The 15,084-nt window shown below is 69.8% G+C and carries 14 protein-coding genes, 1 tRNA gene and 4 pseudogenes; 12 read left to right on the top strand and 7 right to left on the bottom strand.

The window, feature by feature from the left end; translation table 11 throughout:
• Positions 1–447: 447 nt before the first annotated feature.
• A complete protein-coding gene (locus AB5J56_RS00970) occupies positions 448–672 on the bottom strand; it encodes a hypothetical protein (protein WP_369229039.1) in 225 nt (74 codons plus the stop codon).
• Between the two features lie 143 nt (positions 673–815).
• On the opposite strand from AB5J56_RS00970, the pseudogene AB5J56_RS00965 reads away from it, so the two are divergent.
• Together AB5J56_RS00965 and AB5J56_RS00960 are read left to right on the top strand one after the other, a co-directional pair.
• Positions 816–996: pseudogene (locus tag AB5J56_RS00965) on the top strand (TetR-like C-terminal domain-containing protein); the annotation flags it as partial.
• An 81-nt stretch (positions 997–1,077) separates the two neighbouring features.
• On the top strand, positions 1,078–1,614 hold the full coding sequence (locus AB5J56_RS00960; RefSeq protein ID WP_369229038.1) for a hypothetical protein: 537 nt from the start codon (positions 1,078–1,080) through the stop codon (positions 1,612–1,614).
• A gap of 368 nt (positions 1,615–1,982) precedes the next feature.
• Here AB5J56_RS00960 and AB5J56_RS00955 read toward each other — a convergent pair.
• Positions 1,983–2,249, bottom strand: a pseudogene (locus AB5J56_RS00955) (CPCC family cysteine-rich protein); the annotation flags it as partial.
• A gap of 113 nt (positions 2,250–2,362) precedes the next feature.
• Between AB5J56_RS00955 and AB5J56_RS00950 the strand changes: the two are divergent.
• Positions 2,363–3,331 carry a hypothetical protein gene (locus AB5J56_RS00950; protein ID WP_369242315.1) on the top strand — a complete coding sequence of 323 codons (969 nt, stop codon included), beginning with the start codon at positions 2,363–2,365 and terminating at the stop codon, positions 3,329–3,331.
• A 403-nt stretch (positions 3,332–3,734) separates the two neighbouring features.
• Positions 3,735–3,853: pseudogene (locus AB5J56_RS00945) on the top strand (5,10-methylene tetrahydromethanopterin reductase); the annotation flags it as partial.
• Positions 3,854–4,043: 190 nt separating this feature from the next.
• On the opposite strand, the gene AB5J56_RS00940 reads toward AB5J56_RS00945, so the two are convergent.
• Positions 4,044–5,180, bottom strand: a complete 1,137-nt coding sequence (locus tag AB5J56_RS00940) for a Fic family protein (protein WP_369229037.1) — start codon at positions 5,178–5,180, stop codon at positions 4,044–4,046.
• Positions 5,181–5,229: 49 nt separating this feature from the next.
• On the opposite strand from AB5J56_RS00940, the gene AB5J56_RS00935 reads away from it, so the two are divergent.
• The 4 genes and pseudogenes from AB5J56_RS00935 to AB5J56_RS00920 all read left to right on the top strand — a co-directional run.
• Positions 5,230–5,661: a hypothetical protein gene (locus tag AB5J56_RS00935; protein WP_369229035.1), complete on the top strand. Its 432-nt coding sequence runs from the start codon at positions 5,230–5,232 to the stop codon at positions 5,659–5,661.
• 11 nt (positions 5,662–5,672) lie between these two features.
• The gene (locus AB5J56_RS00930) at positions 5,673–7,133 is read left to right on the top strand and encodes an FG-GAP-like repeat-containing protein (protein ID WP_369229033.1); all 1,461 of its coding nucleotides are present in this window, start codon (positions 5,673–5,675) and stop codon (positions 7,131–7,133) included.
• Between the two features lie 143 nt (positions 7,134–7,276).
• Positions 7,277–7,350: transfer RNA gene (locus AB5J56_RS00925), tRNA-Met, on the top strand.
• 381 nt (positions 7,351–7,731) lie between these two features.
• Positions 7,732–7,866 (top strand): annotated as a pseudogene (locus AB5J56_RS00920) (IS630 family transposase); the annotation flags it as partial.
• 68 nt (positions 7,867–7,934) lie between these two features.
• On the opposite strand, the gene AB5J56_RS00915 reads toward AB5J56_RS00920, so the two are convergent.
• A complete protein-coding gene (locus AB5J56_RS00915) occupies positions 7,935–8,969 on the bottom strand; it encodes a GlxA family transcriptional regulator (protein ID WP_369242313.1) in 1,035 nt (344 codons plus the stop codon).
• A 145-nt stretch (positions 8,970–9,114) separates the two neighbouring features.
• On the opposite strand from AB5J56_RS00915, the gene AB5J56_RS00910 reads away from it, so the two are divergent.
• From AB5J56_RS00910 to AB5J56_RS00900, 3 genes are all read left to right on the top strand, one after another.
• Positions 9,115–10,041, top strand: a complete 927-nt coding sequence (locus AB5J56_RS00910) for an NADP-dependent oxidoreductase (protein WP_369242311.1) — start codon at positions 9,115–9,117, stop codon at positions 10,039–10,041.
• A 205-nt stretch (positions 10,042–10,246) separates the two neighbouring features.
• Positions 10,247–11,242 carry an NADP-dependent oxidoreductase gene (locus AB5J56_RS00905; RefSeq protein ID WP_369229031.1) on the top strand — a complete coding sequence of 332 codons (996 nt, stop codon included), beginning with the start codon at positions 10,247–10,249 and terminating at the stop codon, positions 11,240–11,242.
• Positions 11,243–11,290: 48 nt separating this feature from the next.
• The gene (locus AB5J56_RS00900; RefSeq protein ID WP_369229029.1) at positions 11,291–11,893 is read left to right on the top strand and encodes a TetR/AcrR family transcriptional regulator; all 603 of its coding nucleotides are present in this window, start codon (positions 11,291–11,293) and stop codon (positions 11,891–11,893) included.
• A gap of 282 nt (positions 11,894–12,175) precedes the next feature.
• Here the strand turns inward: AB5J56_RS00900 and AB5J56_RS00895 are convergent, their stop codons facing one another.
• The 3 genes from AB5J56_RS00895 to AB5J56_RS00885 form a co-directional block, all read right to left on the bottom strand.
• On the bottom strand, positions 12,176–12,586 hold the full coding sequence (locus AB5J56_RS00895) for a hypothetical protein (RefSeq protein ID WP_369229027.1): 411 nt from the start codon (positions 12,584–12,586) through the stop codon (positions 12,176–12,178).
• 157 nt (positions 12,587–12,743) lie between these two features.
• A complete protein-coding gene (locus AB5J56_RS00890; RefSeq protein WP_369229025.1) occupies positions 12,744–13,865 on the bottom strand; it encodes an IS630 family transposase in 1,122 nt (373 codons plus the stop codon).
• Positions 13,866–13,940: 75 nt separating this feature from the next.
• On the bottom strand, positions 13,941–14,318 hold the full coding sequence (locus AB5J56_RS00885) for an immunity 49 family protein (protein WP_369229023.1): 378 nt from the start codon (positions 14,316–14,318) through the stop codon (positions 13,941–13,943).
• Here AB5J56_RS00885 and AB5J56_RS00880 point away from each other — a divergent pair.
• Positions 14,291–15,058: an SDR family oxidoreductase gene (locus AB5J56_RS00880; RefSeq protein ID WP_369229022.1), complete on the top strand. Its 768-nt coding sequence runs from the start codon at positions 14,291–14,293 to the stop codon at positions 15,056–15,058. The genes AB5J56_RS00885 and AB5J56_RS00880 overlap by 28 nt on opposite strands.
• Positions 15,059–15,084 lie beyond the last annotated feature (26 nt).

Below are 15,084 nucleotides of genomic sequence, written 5' to 3'. Positions count from 1 at the left end.
GCGGGAATTCAGCCTCTTGAGGAATTGGAAGCAGGCTGAAGCACGCGGAAAACCGAGCTCGCCCCTGGCCCCCTCGCGCAGCGGCGTACGCGGACGGGAGGGGGCCGTCACGGCTGCTCAGCACCGTGTGCGGGTCCGGCGCGTCCGCAGGGACGATCAAGCCGGTCGGCGTCACGCGCACGCGGCCAAGAGCCCGGCTGTCCCGGCATCGAGAGCCGCACTTTGAGCACACGTCCGGCATCCCCGACGGTGGTCGGCGCCGCGCGCCGGGAACACGGCGCGGACGTCGCGCTGTTCGTCACCGCCTGCCGCACGTTCACGAGGCCGCCCTGGGCCTGGAGCTCGTTGACGGTGTCCTCGCCGGGACACATTCCGGGTGAGGGGTCGGGGCGGTTGCAGGGTTGCAGGGGAAGTCGGCTGAAGCGGCCCAAGCCGTACTCGGCTGTGTTACTTGTCCGCTCGGTAGAGCTTGATGTCCTTGTTGACGAAGAGGTGCACGTAGCCGCACCGCCAGCAGATCAGACCGGTTGCGTTTTCATCGGCCCAGGCCAGCTTCATGAACTCCATGCCGGTGCTGTTGAGCAGGACACCCCGCTCTCGGAACAGGTCTCCGTGGCAGACCTGGCAGTTGAGCCAGATTTCCCCCAGTGCTGCACGTACCGGCTTCGCCATTGTGTGAACGCCCCCGCCCTTGCTGTGTGGTCGGGACCGAGACTACGGGGCAAGGGCGAGCCGCTCGCAGCCCGCATGACCGTGCAGTCGTACAGCAGCGGGATACAGCAACCGCACTGACCCGGCCTTGACCGGCACCGGTCTTCGTAGCCCTCCTCAGCAGTCCGGCAGACCTCAGCGATCGCGCTGCCTGTCGTTCGTATCGAGAGGTGTTCTGGGCGTCCCTGCACGGGGTGGCGACCCTGACCCGGTCGGGACGGCTGCCGCCGCAAGGACACCGAGCCGAGGGTCGAGCTGCTGGTGGACCGGCTCGCCAAGGTCTGACACACCATCCCGGCGGGCCCGCCGCCGTGGGCTCGATCGGCGACTGCGCGGCTGATGGAGCGGAGATGCGATGATCTTGTGATGGCATTGGTGGAGGAGCTGGCGCAGCTGGCCGCGACGGGGACTATGGGAGCGCTGCGGCCTGACGCTTGTTGGGCGGACATCGCCGCTGAATATGGTGAGCCCGAGGATCTTGGGCGGGTGAGCCGGAAGCATCGGTGGCCGCGTCGCTTCGCCGTAGGGTCGGTCGAGTTGCTTTTCTGCCAGTGCCGGACGCTTCGGTCGTTGACGCTGTCGCTGGTGTTGGACTCGGTGACGTTGCCCAGCTCGAACCGCGGCCCGGTGCGCAGCTTCGACTCGCACGTCACCGAGTCGGCGCTGGCCTCCGCCCTGCAGGACAGGGGCTGCCACTGGGAGGTCGAGGAGTTCGACTTTGGTCAGCGCAATCTTGAGCTCGAACCTGTTGAGGACGTCCGGGTGAGCTTTGCTTTCGTGGACCGGGAGACGTATGACGGTCCGCGGCTGGAGGAGTGGATCCTGGCGAAGGCCGGCTTGTGGACCATGAGCCATGGGGTGTGCCCCGAACCCGAGGTGAGCGGCGGGCACAGTCGTCGATAGCGTCGCGGTGCGGCATCCCAGGAGTCCGCAGCCTGCGTCCTTCACCCTTGCTTCCGGGCAGGGGTGCCCGGTTCTTCAGGGCCGGGGTGATGCCCGCTCCCGCGTAGCGGGGCAGGCGTAGCCGCATCGCCGTCAGGGCGATGCGGCGTCTCACCCGACTCGGCAGCGCGACGCACCGCGGAGATCAGCCATGAGTTCAGGGACCGGTCATCGGCAGCCGCGGCCGCCGCGGCCATCTCGTGCACGTCGTATCTGACGCAACTCATGCCCGTCCCGGATCGACCGCTTTCCGCTTTCCCACCGCGGCAGGTACGGCGCCCGAACCAGGTGCGCTTGTGACGCGGTGGAGGACGGTTCACCGTCTGCTGTCAGCGCCGCGGACGGATGGTGCCCGTCCCGTACGGTGTGCCGCTGGTGGAGTGTTCGTGGGGCAGAGGGTCCCGCACGGACCGGGTCGAGCGTTCGTCGCATGCGCCGATCTCCTGGAAGTTCCGGCGGGCCTTGCGGAGGCTGAGCCCGTGGTTGGGGCCGCCTCGGATCTCGTCCGCGTCTTGCTCGTCCTGGCCGTCGTCCTCCCAGAAACAGACACGGCAGATCTCGTATGCTCCGCGCTCGGCCAGGGTGATGAAGCCGCAGCAGGGACAGCGTTATGGCCCGTCCGCGGCAGCTCCCCGAACATTGATCGAAGTCACGGATGCAATCCTCACCCTTTGGCCACGGATATTCTCTGGCGATGCCGAATCAATCAGTGACGACGGGAGTCGCTCTCGCCGGTGTGATGGCGCACTGCGGCGGAAGCCCGGTCGGCGCCGTCAAATTTCTGGTCGGGTCGATAGCCTCGGCGCCAGCAGCTCCGGAACCCTATGCGGCCCTCGCCGAGTTGCGGCAGGACCGGCGCTCGGAACTGCAAGAGGGCCTTGCAGGGGACGGCTCCTTGAGCGCAGTGCTGGCGCAGGCGTACTTCTTGTTCCTCGACGGGGACATGAACGACGCGGTGATGGCCCTCGGCTCGGTCACGGGGGTGCGGCCCGACGTGGCGTGGGGCGTGGCACCCTGGTTCGGCGATGTGCGCTTTCTTGACGCGGTGAGTGCCGAGGCGCTGGCTGAGGCGTGTCTGCGGACGTTGGACTACGGCCACGACCTGAACACCGACGAGATGCGTGAGCGGTTCACGCCCTGGTTCCATGCCCTCGATGTGGTGTCCGAACGCAGCCCCGTGCCGGAGTCGTTGGCCGCCATGGCACGGCTGCCCCGCGCCTGCGGCCGCTACGACTTGTCCTTCCTCCTGTGCGATCGCGCCGATGCTGCTGACCGGGTCATGTGGACCGCGGTCGCCCGAGCGGCCACCTGGCGTGTGATGGGCAATCTGCGCCAGGCTGCGGCGGCGTACGAAGACGCTCTGGCCCTGGACTGCGTCAACTGGTCCCTCTACCTGGACCTTGCCGACGTGCGCGCCGAACAGGGCGACTTCGCCGCAGCCGCGAACCTCGCCGGACAGGGCCTGCAACACGCACCACACGACGTCTCCCTGCGCGCGGCGAGGGTCGCCTATCGCGCACGGCTGTCCGGCTCGCCCGACGACCTGCGGGCCTTGACCGCCCTGGCACCGGAGCTCGCGAACACCGCCTACCGGAACCTGCTGATCGACTACGCGTGCGCAGGCCCGAAGCTTCCTCGCAGACTCGTGGCTACGCTGCGCCGCATCCGTGAGGACTGAACGCGCACTCTGGCCGGACGCTCGGTTGCGTCCAGGGAAGTGGTGCAGAGATGCGGAGTTCGGGACTCCGCAGGTCATGGCCGCAGTGCCCCTGAAGCGTTGCCGCAGATCGGCGTCAACCGCCGAGAGCAGCGTCGGGATCGGATCCTGGCGCTCGTGCGCCAGGCCGTGGCGAGGTGCATCCGGACTCAAACGGTTCCGCTCTCTACACCACTTGGCCTTGGCGGGACACCACCCCCGGTCCGGTGAGCAGACGCCCCGGTGGTCGCCCCCCTCCGGGCCGGACACCGGCAACTGCACCCCCGGTCAGACCGACATCACGAATTCATGTTCAGTAACCGTGGCCGGGGTGGCGTCGGTCTTCACCAGCGGTGGCGAGCATCTGGTGCGGGCGATCAGCCGGCGCGACGACCTGCGCACCCGCATCACCGCCCTGGAACAGGCAGGCGTCGATGAGCTCCTCATCCAACCGGTGACGACCCGCCCACCGAGATGGCCCAACTCGCCGAACTCCTCACCTGAGCGCCCGTTTGTGGAGAGACGGCTTCAGACGGCCCCACCGGACGGGTGCAGTCGCTCGTGCCGGGACTGCTTCGTGCCGTCATAGATCTTCACGAATCGGGCCCAGTTCGGGCTATCGCACAGGGGCCGATTGACGACGTCAAAGCCAGCTCGGCGTCGCGGACTGCCCGTGGGGCTGCTGCGGGGAAGATCAGGTGCGGTAGGGCTGTGTGAGGGTCATGGGGGTGTGGGCGATGTCGATGGCGTGCGGGGGGAAGCGGGGGCCGGCGACGTAGTAGCGGGCGCGCGTGCGGCCGACGGGCTGGAGGATGAGGGTCGTGGTGAGGTCGCGGAGATCGCGTTGGGCCTGTTGGACGCTCAGGGCCTCGGCATGTTGGTAGCGGGAGCGGCGTACGCGCCCGGCCATGGCGACGTCGTGGAGGGCGGTGACCGTACGTTCGTCGAGACCGGTCTCCTCGGCGAAGCCGGCGAGGGCTGTCCACACACGGCCGGAGCGGGTAAGCCGGCCTTGGACGGTCTGGGCCTGCTGGTGGTAGGCGGTGAGGCTGAAGCGGACCCAGCTGGAGACGTCCTGCCGGGGCGTGTAGTGGGTACCGCGGTCGTTGAGTTCGCGGTAGTACTCCCACGTGTTGCCGGGCCGCCCGAGCCAGCTCTCGATGGAGGAGAACTCCGGGGCGAGGACACCTTCCCGGGCGATCATGAGGGTTTGCAGCGAGCGCGACATGCGGCCGTTGCCGTCGGCCCAGGGATGGATGGACACCAGATGCAGGTGGGCCATCGCCGCCCGGACCAGGGGATGGCTGCCATCGTCGGTGTTGAGCCAGTCGACGAGCTCCGACATCAGCGCGGGGACGAGCCCGGCGTCGGGTGCGGTGTAGGCGGCGATGCCGGGATCGCGGGCGTCGGTGACGTAGACAGGTCCGCTGCGCCACTGGCCGGCCGGTCGGCGGGCGCTGTGACGATGGCCCTGCAGCATCCAGTGGAGGCTGTTGAGGAGACCTTTGTTGTAGGTGAAGTCCTCGACGTCGTGGAGCGTCTGGATGTAGGTCATCATCCGTTGGTAGGCGAGGGTCTCTTCGCGGTTCTCCTCGGACACCTCGACCTCGTTCTCCCCCTCCATCAGGTCTTCGACGTCGACCGTGGCCACCTTGAAGCCCTCGATGGAGTTCGATGCCGCCACGGCGTCGGCGGTGAGGAACTTGCGCAGACCGTCCGTCCACTTGGCGGGAGAGTTGCGCACCTGGTGTCGCAACGCGTCGCGCATGTGGTCGATCGCCTCAAGCACGCGGTGGTCGTCAGAAGTGAGGGCAGGCGTGGGGAAGAGCATGCCTCGACAATACAATGACGCAATCATTGCGTCGAATCCTTGAGGGGTCGTGAGGATCCCCGACCGGGCGTCGTTCGTAAGTGCGCCCATCCACGACGTCGTCGCCTCCACCGGCACCGGCAAGGCGGGCCGCGCCGACGGCCGCCGGCTGGCCACCGCCCTCACCGACCGGGGCTTCGCGGTGTGCCGCGCCTGGGTCCGCTCGTGTCTCCTGGAGGGCCACGACAACGTCCAGGGCCAGGAGGCCGCCAACGAGGACGTCCCGTTCCTGCACGTCCAGTTCACCCGCTCCGTCCGTACGAGCGGCGAGCGCCTTACCCGGGCGGCGGCCGCCCGGAACACGATCACCGCGCGCCGGGCGAAGAGCGCCTGCGTGGTCGGGCCGGGCCACTGCGCGTACAACCTTCTGATCACCGAGCGGTCTGTGCAGTGGAGTTCCAACAGTGCGAACACGAACACCACTGATTCGAAAGTGATGTAGGGGGAAACCGGATGACCACCCGCGCCCGTACCCGCGCCCACACTCACCTCCGCGTACGTTCCGCCGCGGCCGTGGCCCTGTCCGCCGCCACGGTCCTCGGAGTGATCGGACTGGCACCCGGCACCGCGGTTGCCGCTCCGGCCGCCGCCGACGGCACCTCGTCGGACTTCAACGGTGACGGTTTCGCCGATCTCGTGATCACCGCGCCCACCGCCACTGTCGACGGGGCCCGCCATGCCGGGGCGGTGACCGTGGTCTACGGCTCCACCGGCGGCTACGACACCACGCACAGCCAGATCATCACGCAGGCGACCGAGGGCGTGCCCGGCGACCCGGCCGCCGAACGGCGCTGGGGCCTCCTCGGCGGCAATGGCGACCTGAACGGCGACGGCTACGACGACCTCCTCATCCGCGACCTCTCCCACTGGTCGGTCGTGTGGGGCGGCGCCAACGGACTGAGCGGCGCCGGTCAGCTGCCCGCGGGCGAGAGCGGAGAGGGAACCGCGACCTCGCCGTGGCTGTTCAACTCCATCGCGGACGCCGGTGATGTCGACGGCGACGGAACCGCGGACGTGGTGGCGGCCGCCCATGCGGACGGCACATGGGGTCTGGCCGTCTACTACGGCCCGTTCGACCGCACGGGCGCCCCCGCGCGCATCGAGTTCCGCGACACCGTGACGAAGGACGCCGGGTACGCGCCCGGAGTCGTGTTCGTGGGCGACATGACCGGTGACGGTGTGGCCGACATCGCGACCGGCGGCAACGCACGGGACTTCACCGCCACCGGGCGGCTCTACGTCGGCTCGGCGGCGGGCCTCGCCGACGCCGGAACCCTCAAGGCGACGGGCACGGGTACGTTCGGTGACCTTGACCACGACGGCTACCAGGACTTCGTCAGCGGGAACGGCGACGCCGGGACGGCCGCGGCGCCCGGCGGCGCGGTCTACGTGACCTACGGCGGCCCGAAGGGCATCAGCACGACCCGGGCGCCACGGACCCTCACACAGGCCACCAGGGGGGTGCCGGGAATCGACGAGAAGAACGACCGGTTCGGCGACAGTCTCGCCGTGGGCGACACGAACGGCGACGGCTACGGGGACCTCGTGATCGGGGCACCGTGGGAGACCGGCGGCGACGCCGAGGGAACCTTCCGGGCGGGTGCGGTCACCGTGCTGCGTGGCGGCCCGAACGGTGTCACCACCGCAGGCGCCCAGGTCATCACCCAGAACACCAGCAGCGTGCCGAGCACGTCGGAGGCGATGGACCACTTCGGGGCGGCGGTGCATGTGGCTGTGGGCGGGGCGGGCGGGATCCTGGTCGGCGGGAATGGCGAGGACGGCTGGAAGGGGCGAGTCTGGCGGCTGCCGACCAGCGCTTCCGGCGTCACAGGAGCGGGGAGCACCAGCTTCAACATCGGTGCGCTCTCCGGGCCGACGGGCGCCGCTCACTTCGGCGAGGACTTCAGCCGCTGAGGCGCGGCAGCCAGGCCGAGGCCGGCGCGGGCGAACGCGACGGCCCAACGGGCCATCCGGTCGTGGCCCACCCGCGCGCCGGGCACCCTTCCGCGGTGGTGGTCTTTGGGTCCGCTGTGATGGCGTACGGTAGGGATCACCGACGCGGGGTGGAGCAGCTCGGTAGCTCGCTGGGCTCATAACCCAGAGGTCGCAGGTTCAAATCCTGTCCCCGCTACTGCATGGTGCAGGGCCCGGATCCGTACGGATCCGGGCCCTGTGCCGTTGTCGGCGACGGTGTCTTTTCGGAGTGGTAGCTGCGGATCCGGCGGGCATGGTGCGGCTGGCGAAGGCGGTGCCGGCTGAGCGCGCCCCCACCGCGTGCGGGTGGATTGCCGACTGTCTCGCTTCGACCGCCGCTGCGGCCGGTCGAGAAGTGCGTCGGCCCAGGCGCTCTCGCCGCCCCCTCCAGCAGCAAGTCGCCCAGCCGGGGCAGCTCATCCGTGGGCCGGCGGCGCGCCTTCCGGGCCAGCTAGTGCTGTGACCGCATAGGTTCGCCGGGTCGGCGGTCGTGGCGGTTGCATGTGCGGTGACATCCGATCCGACCGCTGGAGGCGCGGTGGCCGAGCCCGTCCGTGTACGCAGACTGACCGACCGCGAGGGGCAGAAGCTGCAGCAGATCGTGCGCCGGGGCGGCACGAGTTCGGTGCGCTACCGGCGGGCGATGATGCTGCTGGCCTCCGCTGGAGGGGCACCGGCAGCGGATGATCAGGCGGATCCCGGCCGGCCCGCGGAGCGGGTATGTGCGGCGCTGATGTGTCCTCAGACGCCCGCTTCCACCAGGTCGTCGGTATGGAAGGTGCGGCGGTAGGAGGCGGGTGAGACACCGAAGGCGGTGCGCATGTGGGCGCGCAGGGAGTTGGCGGAGCCGAAGCCACAGCGGTGGGCGACCAGGTCGATGGACAGGTCGGTGGTCTCCAGCAACTGCTTGGCCAGTTCCAGGCGTTGCGCGGTGAGCCACTGCACGGGGGTCATGCCGACCTCGTCGCGGAAGCGGCGGGTGAAGGAGCGCAGGCTCATCCGGGCGTGTTCGGCCAGGCGGTTCAGGGAGAGGGGGTCGCCGAGGTGTTCCAGGGCCCAGGTGCGGGTGGCGGTGGTGGTGGCGACGGTGGGTTCGGGCACCGGGCGGTCGATGTACTGGGCCTGGCCGCCGTCCCGCCAGGGCGGGACGACGCACATGCGGGCGGCGCGGTTGGCGGCGGCGGCGCCGTGGTCGCGGCGGATCATGTGCAGGCACAGATCGATGCCGGCGGCGACGCCCGCGGAGGTCAGGACGTCGCCGTCGTCGACGAAGAGGACCTCCTCGTCGACCTTGACGCGGGGGTAGGCGCGGCGGAACTCGGGGGCGAGGCCCCAGTGGGTGGTGGCGGGCCGGCCGTCGAGGAGGCCCGCGGCGGCCAGGACGTAGGAGCCGGCGCAGATGGACACCAGGCGGGTGCCGGGCCGGATGTCGGCGATGGCCGCGGTGACCTCGGGCGGCAGCGGGCCGCCGCGGCCCAGCTCGGGCATGGCGTGCGTGGGCGGGACGATCACGGTGTCCGCGGCGGCCAGGGCCTCGGGACCGGCCGCGGGCTGCACGGTGAACCCGGCGTCGCTGAGGACCGGGGCGCCGTCGGCGGTGCAGACGGTGACCTCGTACAGCGGGCGTGAGCCGGCGTCCAGGACGCTGCCGAAGACGCGGGAGGGGATGCCGAGTTCGAAGGGCGGGACGCCGGGCAGGGCGAGGACGGCGATGCGGTGCCGCCCGGCCGCGTCGGCGCTCGGGTCGGGGCGGGGGTCGGTGCACGGCCACGGCATCTCACTCATGGCCAGATCCTGTCACATAGTGGCCAGACGGCCAACACCATGGTGGGGGCGGGTGCCGGATCGTGGACTGCGTCGCGCCGGGAAGGACCCGGGCGGCCGGTATCCGATCAAGACGGAAAAGAGTGAGGCGGACAACATGCGTGCGGTGGTCGTGGAGCAGTGGGGCGGACCGGAAGTGCTCGTGGAGCGTGAGGTCGCCCGGCCCGAGCCGGGACTGAACGAGGTCCTGGTGCGGGTCCACGCGGCCGGTGTGAACCCGGTGGACTTCAAGACCCGGGCCAGCGGGGCCCTGATCGAGTGGGGCGAGGTCCCGGCGGTCGGATGGGACGTCTCCGGCACCGTGGAGGCCGTCGGACCGGGCGTGGGGATGTTCCGCCCCGGGGACGAGGTGTACGGCATGCCGCTGTTCCCGCGGCAGGCCGGCGCCTACGCCGAGTACGTCGTCGCCCCGGCCCGCCACCTCGCACCCAAGCCGGCGAACCTCACCCACGTGCAGGCGGCGGCGCTGCCGCTGGCCGGACTGACCGCCTGGCAGGCCCTGGTGGACACCGCCGGGGTGCGCGCCGGTGAGCGGGTGCTGGTGCACGCGGCGGCCGGCGGGGTCGGCCACCTGGCCGTGCAGATCGCCAAGGCCCGCGGCGCGTACGTCATCGGCACGGCCAGCGCCGGCAAGCACGACCTGCTGCGGCAGCTGGGCGCGGACGAGGTGATCGACTACCGCACGGTCCGCTTCGAGGACGCCGTCGGGGACGTGGACGTGGTGCTGGACGGGCTCGGCGGCCAGAACGCCGAGCGGTCCCTGACGGTGCTGCGCCCGGGCGGCCGGCTGATCACCCTGCCCGGCCCCGACGACGTCCCCGCCGACGTCCCCGGCCACGTGCGGGCGGTGTGGATGCTGGTCGAGCCCGACCACCTGGGTCTGCGCGAGATCGCCGCCCTGGCCGAGCGGGGCGCGCTCACGCCCGTGGTCGAGACCGTCGTCCCGCTGGCCGAGGCCGCGAAGGCGCACGAGATCGGCGAGCAGGGCCGCACCACCGGGAAGATCGTCCTGAGCGTCGCCTGACGCCGGCCGCCCCGTCCCGTTCGGCCGCGCCCGGAGCCCGGCATGTGGGCCGCGTCCCATGGGGCCTCCCTGGAAATAATTCTGAGCATACTCATAGTTGAGTGCACTCGGGTTGAGTGAGTGAGGCGAGGCCCCATGTCACGCCGAATTGGCCGATCTGGCCTCACGCCTGGATAAATAGGATGAAGACAAGGAGTAGTGCCCCATGAGAGCGTTCGTGGTCACCAAGTACAAGGAGCCGCTGCAGGAGGCGGACGTCCCCGAACCCACCGTGGGGGAGCACGACGTGCTCGTCCGGGTGGAGGCTGCCGGGCTGAATCAGCTGGATGAGAAGATCCGCGCCGGTGAGTTGAAGCAGATCCTGCCCTACAAGCTGCCGGTGATCCTGGGCAACGATGTCGCGGGCACTGTCATCGGCGTCGGGACGGCGGTTCGCGGCTTCAAGCCCGGGGACGAGGTCTACGGCCGGCCCGACCAGGACCGCATCGGCACGTTCGCCGAGCGCATCGCCGTCGCGGAGGGCGACCTGGCGCTCAAGCCCGCCTCGATCAGCATGAATGAGGCCGGCGCGCTGCCGCTGGTGGCGCTCACGGCGTGGCAGGCACTGGTGGAGCGCGGGAAGGTGCGGCCCGGGCAGAAGGTTCTCATCCACGCCGGCGCCGGCGGGGTCGGTTCGATCGCGATCCAGCTCGCCGCGCACCTCGGTGCGCACGTCGCCACGACCGCCAGCGCTTCCAACGCGGACTTCGTGCGCGCGCTCGGCGCGGACACGGTGATCGATTACCGCAGCCAGGACTTCGAGCAGCTCCTGACCGGCTACGACCTGGTGCTGGACAGCCTCGGTGGGGAGACTCTCGAGAAGTCCCTGCGGGTGCTCAAGCCCGGCGGCAAAGCCATCGAGATCTCTGGTCCCCCGGAGCCCACTTTCGCGCGCGAGGCCGGCCTCAACCCGCTGCTGCGCCTGGGGGTCGGCGTCCTGAGCCGCAAGATCCGCAAGCAGGCGAAGAAGCTCGGCGTGACGTACGAGTTCATGCTCATGCGCGCCAGCGGCGACCAGCTCCGCCAGATCACCACCCTCATCGACAAGGGCGTGGTGCGCCCGGTCGTGGGAAAGGTGGTCGGCTTCGACCAGACCCCGCAGGCGCTGCAGTCCCTGTCCCAGGGCGGCATCCGCGGCAAGGCCGTCATCGGCAACAGCTGACCCGCCGCAACCGCGACGGGCGACACAGAACGCACGAGGACACCACCCATGTCTGTCGCCTCCCAGTCGGTCGGACGGCGCGAGCGGAACAAGCAGGAGAAACTCGACCGCATCGTCGCTGCCGCCAGTGAACTGTTCGCCGAACACGGCGTCGATGAGGTCACGACCCAGCAGATCGCCGACAAGGCCGACATCGGCACCGGGACCCTGTTCCTTTATGCCAAGACCAAGGGCGAACTCCTCCTCCTTGTCCAGAACGCCAAGTACGTCGAAGCACTTGAGCAGGGCCGGGCGGACGCCGAGACCGTCCCCGGCGTGCTGGACGCGGTGATGGCGATCGTCCGGCCGATCGTCGAGTGCAACCGCATCCAGATCGACAACGGACGCACCTACCTGCGAGAGATGGTCTTCGGCGACCCCGAGGAGCCCCGGCGCGGCGCGGCACTGGCCATCGTCGCGCAGACCGAGGAGGCCGTCGCCGCCGTGCTGCGCCGAGACGATCGGGTCGCAGAGGGCGACGCCGCGACGCTGGCACACATCGTGTCCGCCGTGATGTTCCTCAGCATGGCGGCAGGCGTGAACATCGCCTTGAGCGTCGAGGAGATCGTGCAGGACATCCGCAGGCAGGTCGACGTCCTGCTGCCTCGCTGAAGCGCGGCCCCGGCCTCAGGCCCAGGCGACCATCCGGGCAGTCCTCGGCTGCGGCATGGCCCGAATCCCCAAATGGCAGGCCATCCGGCCGTTGCTGCCCATACCGGCATGACTGGACGGCTGGGGCGGCCGGCCGGAGGGCTACCGCCACCGCGTGCTGCTGGGATTCCGGAGACTGCCTGCCTACGTGGCGTCGAGTCCCCGTCGCACAGTCCCTGTCCGCAGGATTCCGGGTCGAGGCCCGTGTGGTGCGGTCAGGGCTTTGTGGGTCGATTCAGCAGTTCAAGGGCGCCTTCGACGCGATGATGCCGTCCTACCGCGTCGTGCGTGGCGCAGGCGGCCAGGTCGGGGCGCTCGTAGGGCTGCCGGCAGACATTGCAGTCGTAGGTGACCGCCCCACCACTCGAACGCCGCCCGCCGGTCGTCCATGGGCGCATCACGCCAGTCCCGCCTGCCTCGCGCGAACCACAGGAAGTCGAAGTACGTGCGCAGGTCCCGGGCATGGGCGGCCTGGGTGTTCCACGGCGAAGACGCCAGCCACACCGAGAAATACCGGTTCAGCGCCACGTCGTACACGCCCGCCGGACTGATCAGGAACGGCTGCCCCTCGGGCACCCCCAGATCATCCAACCCTTCACCGAGATCGGCCAACAGGGAGCTGAACTCCCGTGCTCGCCAACCGGTGATCGACATGACGCTGGACGATAGTCCGTGGACAGCTCAACAGCGCATAACAGAAGTGGGACGGTTACCGCGCCCTGGCCGGCCGGTGGGCCGACGGCCGTGTCGCCCTACGGAGCCGCAACGGCAGCGATCTAGTGCTGTGACCGCGTAGGTTCGCCGGGTTGGATCAGGCTGCGGTTGTGAGGGGGCGTCCGCCCCATCGGGTGCCTTTCTCGCTGCGGATTCGGGCGCGTTCCTTGCGTTCGGCGGCCAGGACGTCGGAGTGGCGGGCATTGGCGTTGCGCCAGCGGAGGTAGGAGTGCAGGGTCCTGGTCTGGACGGTGTGGTTGGGGTGGTGGGAGTTGGCGATGGTGAACTGCCGCAGTGGTCCGAAGTGCGCCTCGATCGGGTTCGCCCAGGAGGCGTAGGTCGGGGTGAAGCACAGCTCGACCTTGTGCTTCTTTGCCCAGCGGCGGATGTCGGCGCCCTTGTGGGCGGACAGGTTGTCCAGGATCACGTAGATCGGTGCGCCGTCGGGCCGGGCGGCGCGGATCGATTTCAGCGCGGCCAGCGTGTTCCCGGCACCCTTCTTGCGGCGGTTCACGCCCCACAGACGGTCATCGCCCACCGAGTAGCAGCCATGGAAGTACCGGACGCCGTGGGTGCGATGGTAGGTGGCCGGCAGCCGGTCGGGCCGGGTCTGTTCGGCCCAGCAGCTGCCGCCGATGGGCCGGATTCCGAGTGGGCCGAACTCATCGAAGGCGAATACCCGGTCCGGGAAGCGGTCCAGGACGTGCTCGATACGGTCCAGCTTCGTCTCCCTTTCGGGGTCCGGGGACTCCTTCCAGGTCTTGGTGCGCTGGGAGGTGACGCCTCGGCGGGCGAGCAGGCACCGTAATGCCTCACGGCCGATGCGAATCACCCGGCCGTGGACTTTGCGCAGGTAGGCGACGAGCTTGCGCAGTGACCAGCGAGTAAGAGGCTGGCCGAGCTTGACCGGGCGGGTGGTGGCCGTCTGGACGACGAAGTCCTCTTCGTCAGACTTGAGTTGGCGGGGACGGCCTCCCGCCCACCGAGGGTCCAGGCAGGCCAGGCCCTTCTCGGTGAACGCGTGGATCACATCCCGGACGGTGTCCTCGTCGGCCTGCACCAGCTGTGCGATCACCGGCACCCGTTTTCCTCCAGCGGAGGCCAGCAGCATCATCGCCCGCCGGTAGCGCACCGAACTCGTGCCGCCCCGGCGCACGATCTGCTGCAGCTTCTGCCCCTCGTGGTCGGTCAGTCTGCGTACACGGACGGGCTCGGCCACCGCGCCTCCAGCGGTCGGATCGGATGTCACCGCACATGCAACCGCCACGACCGCCGACCCGGCGAACCTATGCGGTCACAGCACTAGCAAGGCCTGCGGCAGGTAGCCGGATCGGACGCGCACGTCCCAGCCGTGCACCTGGACGGCCAAAGCGGCCAGGGCGATCGTCTTGTGCGGCAGCAGGCTGCGGGGCGCCGCATCGGGGGACGCGCTCTGCCGGTGCTGGACAAGACGATGCGCCAGGGCCTGCTCGAAGGCCGCCTGGTCGTCCTCCAGGAGCACGCGCAACAGCTGCTGATCCGGCGTCAAGGCTTCGAGGGGTATGTACCCCGGTGAGCCCGCGGTGAGCTCCTGGTGAGCCCTCGCCGCGACTGTTGGGTCATCGCCGGATCCGCTGCGGACCGGCCATCCGACAGGGAGCGGCAATGAACCTTCTGACCGGCAGGACGGCACTGGTGACCGGCGGTTCGCGGGGAATCGGCCGGGCGGTCGCGCTGCGGCTGGCGGCCGAGGGCGCGCTGGTCGCCGTCCACTACGGCGGCAACGACCAGGCGGCCCAGGAGGTCGTGGGGCGGATCGAGGAAGCGGGCGGCCGGGCGTTCGCGATCCGGGCCCGGTTCGGCGAGAACGGCGCGGTGGACCAGCTGTTCGACGAGCTGACCGTGGGGCTGGCAGGGGCCGGGCTGGACATTCTGGTCAACAACGCGGGCATCAGCTCGGGCAACCCGATCTCGCAGGTCACCGAGGAGGAGTTCGGCAGGCTGATGGAGATCAACGTCGCCACCCCGTTCTTCGTGGTCCAGCGCGCGATGGCACTGCTGAACGACGGTGGACGCATCATCAACATGGGCTCCACGGCCAGCCGGTTCGCGGTCTCCACCCAGATCGGCTACACGATCAGCAAAGCGGCGCTGGAGTCGATGGCACCGTCGCTGGCCAACGAGCTCGGCCGCCGCGGCATCACGGTGAACACGGTCGCGCCGGGTGCCGTGCGGACCGACATGACCGCGGGCTACACCTCCATCCCCGAGGTGGTGGCCGGGCTGGAGTCGATCACCGCGCTGGGGCGGTTGGGCGAGCCGGAGGACATCGCGGACGTCGTCGCATTCCTGGCCGGCCCACAGGGCCGCTGGGTGACCGGTCAGACCGTCGACGTCTCGGGCGGGACCTTCCTCGGCCCGATCGCACCATGATCTTCACGCCGATGAATAATCGCCGG

The organism is Streptomyces sp. R21, assembly GCF_041051975.1.
Lineage (GTDB): Bacteria > Actinomycetota > Actinomycetes > Streptomycetales > Streptomycetaceae > Streptomyces.
This window is presented reverse-complemented; position numbering and strand designations above follow the sequence as displayed.